15 protein-coding genes and 2 pseudogenes are annotated in these 12,335 nt (G+C 49.8%); 4 read left to right on the top strand and 13 right to left on the bottom strand.

Annotated elements, in window-relative coordinates:
• A pseudogene (locus F7Q90_RS22720) lies at nt 1–149 on the top strand (IS630 family transposase); the annotation flags it as partial.
• Between the two features lie 14 nt (nt 150–163).
• On the opposite strand, the pseudogene F7Q90_RS22715 reads toward F7Q90_RS22720, so the two are convergent.
• The 9 genes and pseudogenes from F7Q90_RS22715 to F7Q90_RS22675 all read right to left on the bottom strand — a co-directional run.
• Nucleotides 164–544: pseudogene (locus F7Q90_RS22715) on the bottom strand (type IV secretion system protein); the annotation flags it as partial.
• 3 nt (nt 545–547) lie between these two features.
• A complete protein-coding gene (locus F7Q90_RS22710) occupies nt 548–790 on the bottom strand; it encodes an EexN family lipoprotein (RefSeq protein ID WP_071988822.1) in 243 nt (80 codons plus the stop codon).
• Nucleotides 791–797: 7 nt separating this feature from the next.
• Nucleotides 798–1,505 carry a type IV secretion system protein gene (locus tag F7Q90_RS22705; protein WP_006122302.1) on the bottom strand — a complete coding sequence of 236 codons (708 nt, stop codon included), beginning with the start codon at nt 1,503–1,505 and terminating at the stop codon, nt 798–800.
• A 17-nt stretch (nt 1,506–1,522) separates the two neighbouring features.
• Nucleotides 1,523–4,261, bottom strand: a complete 2,739-nt coding sequence (locus tag F7Q90_RS22700; RefSeq protein WP_006122303.1) for a VirB4 family type IV secretion/conjugal transfer ATPase — start codon at nt 4,259–4,261, stop codon at nt 1,523–1,525.
• A gap of 12 nt (nt 4,262–4,273) precedes the next feature.
• A complete protein-coding gene (locus F7Q90_RS22695) occupies nt 4,274–4,579 on the bottom strand; it encodes a TrbC/VirB2 family protein (protein WP_006122304.1) in 306 nt (101 codons plus the stop codon).
• Entirely contained in the window at nt 4,576–5,283 is a 708-nt protein-coding gene (locus F7Q90_RS22690; RefSeq protein WP_006122305.1) for a lytic transglycosylase domain-containing protein, read from the bottom strand. Before F7Q90_RS22690 ends, F7Q90_RS22695 begins: the two co-directional genes overlap by 4 nt.
• Before the next feature lie 15 nt (nt 5,284–5,298).
• Nucleotides 5,299–5,520 (bottom strand): hypothetical protein, encoded by a 222-nt coding sequence (locus tag F7Q90_RS22685; RefSeq protein ID WP_006122306.1) that lies wholly within the window; start codon nt 5,518–5,520, stop codon nt 5,299–5,301.
• A gap of 12 nt (nt 5,521–5,532) precedes the next feature.
• Complete coding sequence (locus F7Q90_RS22680) at nt 5,533–5,823, bottom strand: hypothetical protein (protein WP_044243454.1); 291 nt, start codon at nt 5,821–5,823, stop codon at nt 5,533–5,535.
• A gap of 1 nt (nt 5,824) precedes the next feature.
• Nucleotides 5,825–6,121: a hypothetical protein gene (locus F7Q90_RS22675; RefSeq protein WP_006122307.1), complete on the bottom strand. Its 297-nt coding sequence runs from the start codon at nt 6,119–6,121 to the stop codon at nt 5,825–5,827.
• Nucleotides 6,122–6,565: 444 nt separating this feature from the next.
• On the opposite strand from F7Q90_RS22675, the gene F7Q90_RS22670 reads away from it, so the two are divergent.
• Nucleotides 6,566–6,946, top strand: coding sequence for a helix-turn-helix domain-containing protein (locus F7Q90_RS22670; RefSeq protein WP_044243457.1), 381 nt, complete (start codon nt 6,566–6,568; stop codon nt 6,944–6,946).
• Between the two features lie 216 nt (nt 6,947–7,162).
• On the opposite strand, the gene F7Q90_RS22665 is transcribed toward F7Q90_RS22670, so the two are convergent.
• Nucleotides 7,163–7,864 carry a helix-turn-helix transcriptional regulator gene (locus F7Q90_RS22665; RefSeq protein WP_167387052.1) on the bottom strand — a complete coding sequence of 234 codons (702 nt, stop codon included), beginning with the start codon at nt 7,862–7,864 and terminating at the stop codon, nt 7,163–7,165.
• A 484-nt stretch (nt 7,865–8,348) separates the two neighbouring features.
• On the opposite strand from F7Q90_RS22665, the gene F7Q90_RS26785 reads away from it, so the two are divergent.
• Both F7Q90_RS26785 and F7Q90_RS22655 read left to right on the top strand, forming a co-directional pair.
• Nucleotides 8,349–9,050 (top strand): RepA family replication protein, encoded by a 702-nt coding sequence (locus F7Q90_RS26785; RefSeq protein WP_257789144.1) that lies wholly within the window; start codon nt 8,349–8,351, stop codon nt 9,048–9,050.
• A gap of 114 nt (nt 9,051–9,164) precedes the next feature.
• Nucleotides 9,165–10,154 carry an FUSC family protein gene (locus F7Q90_RS22655; protein ID WP_377776249.1) on the top strand — a complete coding sequence of 330 codons (990 nt, stop codon included), beginning with the start codon at nt 9,165–9,167 and terminating at the stop codon, nt 10,152–10,154.
• Nucleotide 10,155: 1 nt separating this feature from the next.
• Here the strand turns inward: F7Q90_RS22655 and argD are convergent, their stop codons facing one another.
• The 3 genes from argD to F7Q90_RS22640 form a co-directional block, all read right to left on the bottom strand.
• Nucleotides 10,156–11,376: a bifunctional acetylornithine/succinyldiaminopimelate transaminase gene (gene argD, locus F7Q90_RS22650; protein WP_006122310.1), complete on the bottom strand. Its 1,221-nt coding sequence runs from the start codon at nt 11,374–11,376 to the stop codon at nt 10,156–10,158.
• A gap of 88 nt (nt 11,377–11,464) precedes the next feature.
• A complete protein-coding gene (locus F7Q90_RS22645) occupies nt 11,465–12,040 on the bottom strand; it encodes an aminodeoxychorismate synthase component II (protein ID WP_006122311.1) in 576 nt (191 codons plus the stop codon).
• 131 nt (nt 12,041–12,171) lie between these two features.
• The coding region (locus tag F7Q90_RS22640; RefSeq protein WP_151161046.1) for a transposase domain-containing protein at nt 12,172–12,335 on the bottom strand (164 nt) is incomplete at its 5' end.

Genomic DNA, 12,335 nt, shown 5'->3' with positions numbered 1-12,335 from the left:
ATGTCGAACGGTTGTGGCAGGCGCTTCATGAGACAATAACCCGAAATCACCAGTGCAGTTCAATGTGGCAACTGTTGAAAAAGGTCCATCACTTTATGAATACCGTCAGCCCATTCCCCGGGGGAAAACATGGGCTGGCTAAAGTGTAGCGGTATTAGGATCAGTTATTTAGGTCATGCAGGTGTACACCAAGATATTTAGCTTTGTCCCATAAACTATCTAGTAATTGCCATATGTTATCGCCTCCTGAAAAACCCTCCTTTAACCCGTTAATTGCAGAGATTATGCCATCAAGATAACCGCTCACATTTGCCACAACAGAGAGAATGATCGCCATTCTCATCATGTCCCACATTACATCTTCCACGGGTGTGGACAGCTTGCCTGCCATCGTCTGATATCCCCGCCACATGATGTACAGGGTGGCTGATGTTACTGCCAGCCCCATCATCATGTGGGAATAGATCATCATCTGCCCCTGAGTTGCGGTTGTTAATCCTCCAATAAGATATGTATCAACCCCTTCAAAAACACCTCCACTCATATTTCATTCCTCCAAGTTATTCAAGTCTGGCGTTGGTGCGTTAATTTGTTTTATTTGAAAGTGTGCTTCGTTTGCGTTTTTGCAGTTTTCAGTAGAGCTTCCCGTCTTTTGGCATTTTTCATAAACAACCTTAAGTTCATCGGGGTGCTCTTTATACCATTCTGTTGTTTTTGCTTTTTCATTGCATCCAATAATAGAAAAACACAAAGATAGTGTAGTAACTAAGATGATTTTTTTTGATGACATAAATACCTCACAAATTATTAAGATCCGCTGTTGGAGAGTTTGACTGCTGTTGTCTCCATTGCTTGAAACGCTCATCCTCAAGCACTTTTTCGCGCTTCTCTGCTGATTTTACGCTCATTTCCCACTGAGTTGTAAGGGTATTCAGCATGACGGTCTTTAACTGAATGCTGTTTGCAAGATCCTGTGATTCTTTGGAATCTTTCGCCATTGCAACCCGATTTGAGAGGGTGTTGATTTCCCCCAGCGTCTGGCTCACCTGATTCTGAATCTCGTCCGTCTGCTCAAGCTGGAGAGCTTTGTTAATAACCTGCTGTTTGCAGACGTTGGCGTAACTTCCCGACTGCCCTGAATTGCATGTATCGAAGATTTTGTACTTCTCGTACAGCGCATCAAACTGCCCGGAGGAACCACCGGAGAGTAGCAGGTCATTCAATGACTGCCCCGGCTTACGCAGGGTTTCAAGGTCTGATTTCAGGCTTTTAGCCTGATCAACAAAGTCTGCGATGTCACGAACGCCGGTTGCCGTTGCCAGCTGGCTTTTGTAAGCCTGAATCTGGTCTTTGTAATGCTCTGCGGTTTGCAACCACTGCTGGGCTTCTTTCATCCATTCAGCTTCCCGTAGCGGGTCCGCATCAACCAGTACGGGAATACCGGCATGAGCCAGAGGGCTTGCAATCGCGCACGCAAGAATGAGCGTACGAAAGCGAGTTTTCATCGTATATCTCCTTTGGGCTAGAGCGCTTTAGCCAGGTAGGTATCGAGCCATTCATGAGGCTGCATTCCTTCCCGGTAAATTGATTCGAATATTTCAAGGTTGGCAGAGTCGCCGCTCATTACTTTGGTGTATTTGCCGATACCGGACAGATCGAGCGTGACGCGAGCGGCAAAGCGTTTAGTGTCGCCGCGCCTGAACTGATTTTTCACCACAACATACTGGCGAGCCTGCGGGTCAAGCCCTTTAACAACATCGAACACTTCCGGTTCAAACTTCATGCCGTCCACATAATGTGCGCGGTCGGCGTTGGGGTTTGCCGCCAGAATTTGCGTGCCGCACTGCTCAATCACTGCCGGGGCAATATCATCTTTGATGATTTCCGCCGGGGACTGTGTGCCTACAACCAGCATCCCGTTCAGTTTACGGATGGTTTTCAGCTTGTTATATGCAAAGTCCTTGAATACCGGGTCACGTAGCCACTTCCAGAACTCATCCATGAAAATGACAAGGCGTCGCCCGTCAAGCAGGCTGGTAATGCGGTACAGCAGGTAAAACGAGATTGGTGCACATACGCTTGCGTCGTCCAGGAACTCCGTTCCGTCGATACCGAAGTTGTCGCAGTTGCTGATATCAAACGTGTCAGACTCGTTATCAAACACCCAGCCGAACTCACCGCCCTGCGCCCACTGTGACAGCCGGATATCCAGACCATTTTCCTGTGCTTCTTTCGTCGCCGGTTCTGGCAGCTGTTCTCTGAGTCGGGTAATACCAAAACGGCGGTATTCCGGTTCATCGCTCATAACGGCATTCACAGTATCATTCAGGCGGCGCTCATCGCGAGGTGTAATCGTCGCACCGTTGCGGGTGCAAAGGATTTTCACCAGTTGTTTGATGAAATTGATATTGCGCTTCGTCGGCGGGAGTGAAAACGGGTTCCAGCCTGTGGATTCACCGCTGATTACCCGATAGTAACGGCCACCCAGCGCCCGAATATTCATCTCAGCGCCCCGGTCTTTATCCAGGTAAATGGTCGTCAGCCGTTTGGTTTTTGCGTCAGGGGAGAAACTATCCTCGCGCCCGTATTTTTGCTGCATGATTTCAAGGTACGTCATCAGCATGGTTTTACCTGAACCGTTAGTACCAAGAATGCAGGTGCTGGCCGGGTTCTTTTCGTCGAACTCGTCTTTATCAGCCAGAGTGTTATGCAGGTTCAGATAGTAACCATCACCTGATGGCGTGCGCAGTAAGGCCATTGCATCCCCCCAGGGGGCTTTGTCGCGTTTGCCAGGATAAAAATTATGAAGCGCGGCCAGCTCCACAAAGTTCTGGCTACTCAGCTCCCCTTTACGTGGCCGCAGGTTGTAATTGCCTGGCAGTTGCGCCATATACGCTGCTGACAGCGATATTTCTGCCGGAACAGGCGTAATCCCGATGTTGTTCAGCGCGTTACTGATTTCGTTAGTATCTGCAACCAGGCTTTCCAGCGACGGGGAATACACCATGATGGAAAAATGGTGCTTCCCGTAAGCGATTTTACCCGAGGTCAGCAGGTCAAGCGCCACATCCAGATCCAGCCGCTGAGAAACGGCGTCATCATCCGCACTCAATAACAGACGGCGGGTTCGCTTAATGGCCTTCTTCGCTTCCTCGCGTGACATGCAGGTATAAGACTGCGTGATAATGTAATCGCACGGCGCATAAAGAAGGGAGTCCATCATTCCCGTGGCCGTTTCTTCGGAGAACTCTTTAACTTCCAGCCCCCGGAAATACTGCGTACCGTTGGCGTGGTTTATCTGCCCGGATTCAGCCGAAAAGAACAACGCCGCCGCACCCATCACGTCATAGGCCGGGGTACGGGTGACGCGAACTTTTCGCCACCGGCGCGTTAACAGATATTCATAGAATGCCAGCTGTGACGAAAATACCGCGTTTCCTTCGGTAAACGTACCGAGAGGCCGCGCACCATAGCGCGACAGTGCGGTATCGAGCGTGCTTTTTATTTCCAGCATTTCCAGCAAAGCACCGTCCAGCTCCTTTAGTTTCTGGCTGTCTTTCATCCGTTTGCGTTCTGCCTTTTCAAGGCTGACAAACGGACGATAGCAGACCGTCAGGAACAGACGGTTGCGCCGAAAAACCCCAACAGAGGCGTAGTAAAGACGGCTAATTTCATCTGCATACAGATTGCCGGAGTCTTTGTGAAGACTGTCTTCAAACGTATTACGGTCGTTATGGATATAAAACGTAACGGGCATACCTTCGAATGAACGGAACAGGCCGTGTAGCTGGCTTGTTCCGAACTGGAGCGTTTCGTCTGACTCGCAGTCGAACGGCGCTCCCATCAATTCCCATGTGCAGTAGAGGTCGCTCTTTGGGGAGCGAACCACATGCTGATGAATATGCGAGGAGTACGGGATGTACTTCCTGATAGCGGCACACTGATTTAATTTCATTGCGTCAAGAAACTCCCTGATATCAACAGCATCATGCTCTACGGGCATAAATGTTGTTGCACCAAATAAACGATTTGCTACCGGCTTTCCTTTCGCTCTCAGCCATACGGCAATGAGGTTGAACCTCATGGGTTCTTTTCTTGTGAGCGACTTCATTACAAGAAATTCCAGGGGGAGAAAGGCAAGAAAAGCGATGGTTGTCCAGATAGCAACGATGATAGTTACGCCAGTGACGGCCAGAAGGGGGACCATCGGCACCCCCCACAGCGCCGCCGGGCGTTTCATGGCCTTAAGCAGCTTTGCCATACATTTAGCCTCTTAGCTGATAAGCAGTGCTGCGAACTCAGAGCCACCGCCGATAAGAATGCCGCCAATGATGATGTGACCGCAGCTTTTCAGGCTGTCGCCGTTCCACAGGGTCTTGTAGCCAACCCAGACCACAGCAACGGTAATAGTGATAGCCGCACAGCCATGTAGCCCGGTGGCAATGTTTTGCATCACCGTATTAGCCGGCGCGAATCCATCAGCAAAGGCAGGGCTGGCGGCAAGTGCGCTAATGGCTGAAGTCATGACATGAGTCGATGTGCGGCTAATAAATTTCTTTAACGTACTGAAATATTTCATTTGTTTTCCTCATTTGTTGTGACATCACGATTTCCGCGTACAACCTGCGCGGGGTAATAGACGGTGGCCGCCTTTTTCTGGCGGAGTTGAGCCGGAACACCGCGAACGATCGCTCCCGGCCACACCACGCGCGGGTGCGTTGGTGCGTCCACTGGTGTAGCTTTCAGGGGGGCTGGGGCAGCGATATCATCGCGGGTGCCGGGAACGGCGTAGCGTTTCCCTGCCGGGGAATAACCAATCCGCTGCACATAACTTGTCTTTGAAAATGCGGCTTCTGGCTGCTGTCCTGTACTGAAATTACCGGAGTAGTAGCAGCTCAACGCCCTTTTCAGGGTGCCGCCCCGCTGGTAGCAGTCGGTGATAATTTTCTCAAAAACGGAAAGATTGGTGCAGGGATTGAAAAGGTCAGTAGCGGTTACGTTGTAACGCTTAAAGTTAGTGCTGGTTATCTGCATCAGGCCAACAGAGTAGCGGCGACCTTTCGCCTCAATCTGATTGGTGATGCGGACTGCATCCTCCTTATTTTCAGGCATATGAGTGATAAAGTTTTTATCGCCGGGTTTTCGTTCGTGCTCAGGCACAATCTCAGCGATGGCATAGGGGTTATAACCTGATTCGACTCTTGCCACATCGAGAGATGTTGAAGGGTGAACTGTGGTGGCACACTGCATAGCCACCGCCAGAAAAGCTGAGGTGGAAAGCATGGTGGCCTCACAACGTTAGTTGACCGGCGCTCCCTGAGGGGCGGCGTTATCATCTTTGGGTTCGAGGAGTACCAGCTTGCCGGAAACAGATATTCCCTGTGTGATCATAATATTCAGCCCTGACTTGCCATTGTGCGCAAAGGCTGCACCGACTTTCGTCCAGTAGGTACTCTTTTCGCCGTGCTCGTCGGGCTGTGTTTCCTGCGTGATGTATACGTTATAGGTAGGTTTTCTCATGATACTTTTCCTTTATTTATAAAGCTGTTTAACGAGGGACTTTTTTAACAAAACTAATTCTCCAGAAACGGAATATTGAGGGTAAATACACATTATAAAATCGCTGTCGTTACCGTTTTGTCTGGCCTCACCAACGCGAGTCAGGACTCTTGTATTACTGTCTCCTCCTATTTCATAAATAAGGTGTGTGTTGTTATCACGTGGATTAATACCATCATCGGGGGTTGTGACAACTTGCTTTGGTTTGTGTTTTCTCATGACGTATTCGGTCAGAGATTTAATATCAGTTTTCTCGGTGTACATTTCATTTCCATCGGTCAGGGAGTTTTTTATCAATTGCCTCGATGCGTTTACGGCGTTCAGTAATCATCAGTGATGCATCGGTATCTCTCAGACCCAATGCACGAATTGTGATTGTCGTTATTTCAGCGCGAATACATTGTCTTTCTTCCCGCAGTGCCCGGACAAAATCAGGTTCTTCCCTCAGTGTCCAGTTTGCTTTAATGGCAGAGCCAACACGATCCACGCGCTTTCTGGAAAGACGCGAGATCGTTGCCATCCGTTTTCTGCATTGCTTTTCACGAACCTTACGCATGGTCATGGTGATTTCTCCTTGTATCTTGAAATGTGTTTAAGATGTCCATGATTAGATTTGGCAAGGTGCATGCAGCCTGATTTCATAAGTAAGCCGACTGTGCGCGAACGCGCAGATGCAAAGAGGGCTGCAAAGGGAGGCAGTCGGCTTAACGATGAAGTGAAAATCCATGCGGATTTGAGTTTGTTACCTGTCTCCAGGCGCGGTACGTCGCTCTCACGTTACCTGTTTGAGGTCAGGCTCCTTATGCCAGTGTCCGGGTTCCTCCTTATGTATAGGCATCCGGCAATGACCGCTTCTGGTTTCTTAAAGAGCAAAACACCTGGTGTTGGTGTGGTTGAATCATATACCCGCAAATCCATTTATTCAATAATCCATTTATTGTGGAGTGGCGAGGGGGTGGTTGCCTTGTAATCTTTTCAACAGTTGAATCTGTGGAATACATAGAAAATGGTACCTAGAAGATTAAAAGAAGCTCGCGAAATCAGAGGTCTAACACAGGCTGAGTTATCAGCTATTGTAGGTGTTGAGGGTAAAAATCCTAGCTCCCTGATTTCGAGCTATGAAGTTGGACGCTCTCAACCTCCTTACAGCTTGGTTGTAAGGATTGCTAAAGCGTTAAATTATCCCGTCCCATATTTTTATACTGAAGAAGATGATGTAGCTGCACTTATTCTGAATATTTATCAGAATCGAAATGATCCAAACAAAAATTCAGACATAGATGTAGTACGTCAAATCGATTCTATGAGATCCAAGTTTGAACTTGCTAAGCAGGTCATTAAAGATATTAATGAAATATCTAATAGGTTTGTAAAAAATAACAAATGAGAATGAAAGGTTACCTTATTTTTAGGCGCGGCACGTCTTTCATACGCAGCCATAAAGTCTACCCTCCTTACGCATGGCCTTTGCGATTGCCGCTTCTGTGTTTTTAAAGAGCGTTACTACTTGATGGGTATTTTAAAAGTGGGGGAAGTGTGAAGATAGGTGCAGAATGAATCGGTGCAGTTTGCACCTATTTTTTGTTCTTAATTTGTGGTAGGGCTATATGTTAGCTTTGAAGAGAATGTCGTAACCTATTGATACAAAACGAGGAGGTACATAAAGATGCCAGCCATTGTCGATCCCCTTCTCCAGCAGTTTTTCACGGGATGAAGTTCCGGTTTTGAGAAACAATCTTGAAAGTATATTCCTGACGGAAACCTCAACAATCCCCAGAAATTCAGCAACCTGTGTCTTCTGTGCACCCCGAAAGAGCAGGAAAAGTACGTCCCATTCCCGCTTGCTAAAAATGCTGGTCGGCGGGCTGAATGTTGCTTCGCCATAAAATGGTTTTTCGAGAAAGTAATTCATTGATATTCTTTCAAAAGGTTTCATGTGAAACACCGTGCCAGTGACTGTTTCGCTTTCATCATAGAGGGGAAATCGCTCAAAAATAAAAGAGCGGTAATATCCTTCGATCAGTAATGTACCGATTGCCTCCATTCGCCTTTCCGTTTGCATTACTTGCTGGTCATGAGCAATGAGCCGTTCAGCCATTGATGCAAATACAGGGATATCAACATAGCTGTATTCAGTTATGCGGCTGGATATATCCTCATGAATTTTAAGGAAATCAAAGTATGCTTTGTTTGCGTAGACAAAGCGGCTTTGCCTGTCTTTTACCCCCCACGGCTCGTTGCTGTGCTTGAAAAAAATGATTGCCTGTTGTGGGATGTTTACCGGGGGAACGAGAAGTTGTGTCATATCAGTATCCCCACACGAGTCAGAAAGTGCTCTCATTGTTTAAATTATATCTCCAGAAAATTGATCTACATCAATGTTTGTGAGGATAAATTGATTCGTCGTGGGTAGTAATGGCTCTTCTTCTGATTTCTGCTGCTGGTGAATGTTCGTCTATAACAGGGGGCACTGCATATTTGGCTACGGGGCCAGGGGGAAGGGAGGCGCGAAATACGCAACCTAAACTATTTGCGCCCTTGCGCGAAGCGGTAGTATATTACACATGTTTATGAATTTACTGGGTGGGACGTTCCCTGAATAGCGTCCGGGGAAGGGGAAAAGCGAAAGGCTGGAACCCTGAATGCAAAAACCCCCTGAAAATCCCTCTCGAACTTGCCGGAACGGAGGATAATCAGGGGGTCACAAAGCAGGCGGCGTGCCTTTGAAGGATTATAGCAAATGCATTTCTCAATACAAGACCTCTGCCCGGCAATAAGTGCGGGCGGGTGTGACTGATAAGAGTCTCTCTCTCAAATCGTCCGTATCACCTACGGGCGTCGCAAAGCAAAGCCCCTGCTATAACGTTGCCTCGCGCAGGCGTCGCCGGTTCCTCAATCGGTGGATTAAGTCGCTGGCGACCGAAGCCGGGCGTATCAGAATCAAAAACGAACTTCGGCGCCGCATCCGGTACAACAAATATTGGGTCAATGAAGCAAACAAGTACGGCATTGAAACACTCTGCGAGCTGATGCTGGCCATCTTTGACGATCTGGATTTAAGAGACTGGCAAACCCGGCATAACCTGGAGACGCTTTCTGATCGCGCAGGTTTGTCTACTCGCAGTGATGCCGGAAATAAATCTGTCTCCCGTGCGAGTAACGGATGCGATCGCCTGGTCTGGCTGGATGCGATTATCACAGAGAAAGCAGCCTTCAATCCTTATGACGCCCGTTGTGCCTGTAAGCACATTGAGGTAACAGAGGATTTCTTTGCCATTCTCGGCGTTCCGCTGAAACAGGTCTACCGGGAACGCGCCAGGCTACTTAAGGCCGACCCGAATGAAATCATATCATCCGGGGATGTGCGGTTAATCGCAATCAGGGTTGAAAACTGGACGCGCAAGGCCGCAGCCGGATTAGCCAGGATGAAAGCGAGGCGTGACGCTGCTCGCCAGCGCAAACAGGAATACTACTCACCAACCTTTGCCTGACCTCCACAAACTACCGCCTTAGCTGGCGGGGATTCTGCACGTCTGCAATAAACACCAGTACAAAAAACAGCCTAAACGTACAATAATTTTCGAAATCCAAACCATCCCCCCTGTCTGAATGACGGATTTTTCGGCGGTTCCGGCGTAGACCTTCCACAACTGCTGTATAGCTTGTGGGTAAGTGACAATGAAGTGCAAACGATATGCCGCAATTACTCTTTTGTCTTATCTTTTAATTACTTACGTACACGGGTGCGTATTCAGCACCGTGCGCTGGGCACCTTTGCCGGGCTGGTGATTGCGGCAGCCTCGCTGCGGCTGGATGTCGCTGAACCGCTGGTGTTGAGCATCATGCTGGTGATTACCTTTATCAGCTATCGCTTTACCCGCCAGTTTTACGGCTGGTCGATGGTGGGGTTCACGGTCACCGCGGTATATACCCTGCAACTTCTGTCACTTAACGGCGCACAATTCTTACTGCCGCGCCTGCTGGATACCCTGATGGGCTGCCTGATTGCGTTTGGCGGAACGTTATGGCTTTGGCCGCAATGGCAAAGTGCCCTGCTACGACAGAACGCACATGATGTGCTTGAGGCTTTCCAGGACGCGTTACGCATGTTGCTTGGTCCGGAACAGTCTCCCGAGGTACTCGCCTATCAGCGCGTTAACGTTAATCAGGCCCACAATGCAGTCTTTAACTCACTAAATCAGGCGATGCAGGAGCCGGGGTTTAACGCACGCTATTTACAGGATATGCGTTTATGGGTCACGCACAGCCAGTTTATCGTTGAGCACATCAACGCCATGACGATTCTGGCACGCGAACATAACATGCTGCCGCCTACGCTGGCGGAGCACTATCTGCAATGGTGTGAAATTGCGCTGCAGCGTTGCCAGCAGCGGCTTGAATATGACGGCGAAAGTTCGCAAACCGATCTGTTACAGGGGATTGAAGACATAAACGAGGGACCGGTCACAGTACTGGAGCAGCACATCAGGCGCATTCTGGATCATCTTAAGGTGATGCACACGATCTCATCGCTGGCGTGGAACCAGCGACCGCATCATGGTCGCTGGCTGATTCGCAGTCTGGGTCGAAAATAACTCAGGCAGCCAGGACTTTCCCGACCGCTTTGGCAAAGCGCGCCATGCCTTCTTCAATATCGGCGGGTTCAATAATCAGTGAAGGGGCAAAACGCATCACATCCGTACCAGCCACCAGCACCATAACGCCTTCAGCCGCGGCGGCATTGAGGATATCGCGTGATTTTCCGGCATGTTGCGGCTTCAGGGCCGCGCCGATCAGTAAGCCTTTGCCGCGAATATCGCTAAACAGATCGTAACGGGCATCAATCGCCTTGAGTGCCTCGACAAACTGCTGGCGACGGGATTCCACGCCGTTCAGCACGTCTGGCGTATTGATCAGATCCAGCGCGGTTTCAGCAATCGCACAGGCCAGCGGATTGCCACCATAGGTGGTGCCATGCACGCCAGGAGCCATCGTTGACGCCACCTCTTCGGTGGTCAGCATCGCGCTGACAGGAAAACCACCGCCCAGCGCTTTCGCCGAAGTCAGAATGTCTGGCGTGACGCCGTAGTGCTCATAAGCAAACAGCTTACCGCTGCGCCCCATACCGCTCTGAACTTCATCCAGCACCAGCAACGCCTGATGTTTATCGCAGAGCTCACGCAGCCCCTGCATAAATTCTGGCGTGGCCGGCATGACGCCACCTTCACCCTGAATGGTCTCAACGACAATCGCACAGGTGTGGTCGTCGATAACGGCTTTCACTGCCGCCAAATCGTTAAATGGCACATGCACAATGTCAGCGGGTTTTGGGCCAAAACCGTCGGAATATTTTGGCTGGCCGCCTACCGTGACCGTAAACAGCGTCCGGCCATGAAAGGCATTATGGAAGGCAATAATTTTGCTTTTAAACGGGCTATGACGTTTACAGGCATAATAACGCGCCAGCTTAAACGCGGCCTCGTTGGCTTCTGCGCCGGAGTTGGCAAAAAACACTCTGTCCGCGAAGGTGGCGTTAATCAGTTTGCTGGCCAGGCGCAAAGCCGGTTCATTGGTGAACACATTGCTGGTGTGCCACAGGGTTTCGCCCTGTTTCTTCAGGGTTTCAATCAGCGCCGGGTGACAATGGCCCAGCGCGGTGACGGCAATCCCACCCGAGAAGTCGATATACTCTTTACCCTGCTGATCCCACACCCGGCTTCCTTTGCCTTTTACCGGTACAAACTGCGCAGGTGCATAAACAGGCAAAATAACCTGATCGAACGTTTCCCGTGTTACCGCAATGTTTTCCGCTGCCATTGACAACCTCGCAAACTGATGAGTTGATTCGTGATGAAATAATAATCATGAAATATGCATAAAAAATCACTTAAAGGCAAACACAACTTTACTGTTGCAGGAAATTAGCGAGCAGTTGATGTCCCTGTTCGCTGAGGATACTTTCAGGATGAAACTGCACGCCTTCCAGTGCCAGCGTTTTATGGCGGATGCCCATAATTTCGTCGGGCTGACCGTCACGTAAACTCCATGCGGTGACGTCAAATTCATCAGGCAGCGTATCGGCTTTCACAATCAGCGAGTGATAACGCGTTACGGTCAGCGGTTGATTCAGACCGCGAAATACACCACAGCCGTTATGCTGAACAGCAGACGTCTTACCGTGCATGACTTCGCGCGCACGCACAACCTGCGCACCGAACACCTGGGCGATGGCCTGATGCCCCAGACAAACGCCCAGCACCGGCAGGCGGCCGGCGAAGTGGCGAATGGCCTGTAATGAGATCCCGCTCTGATCGGGCGTACAGGGGCCGGGTGAAATCACCAGGTGGGTTAACGGCAACGCCGTCATTTCATCCAGAGTGATGGCATCATTTCTTACCACCTGAACGTTCGCGCCCAGTTGGCAAAAATACTGGTACAGGTTCCAGGTGAAAGAATCGTAATTATCAATAAGCAGCAGCATGGTTATGATTTCAGGCAGATCAGAAGGATACGTACAAGGCCCGGCATCCGGAATGAGGACCAGAGCCGTATCTTATCATGCGGTGTGACGTGAGTGTGATGGTAAGCGTCGCATTCAGACCGTATTGACGTTCAGGCAGAGGGAAGCTCGACCTTCCATGGCAGCAGATCGCGGACCCGGTTCACCGGCCAGTCCTGTATATGACCGATGACGTAACGCAACCACGTCTCGGGGTCAACGCCGTTAAGCCGGCAGGTGACGATCAGAGAGTAGAGGATCGCCGCACGTTCTCCGC

Source organism: Pantoea stewartii subsp. stewartii (assembly GCF_008801695.1).
GTDB classification, from domain to species: domain Bacteria; phylum Pseudomonadota; class Gammaproteobacteria; order Enterobacterales; family Enterobacteriaceae; genus Pantoea; species Pantoea stewartii.
The sequence above is the reverse complement of the archived record's forward strand: the minus strand, read 5'-3'. Positions and strand labels throughout refer to the sequence as shown.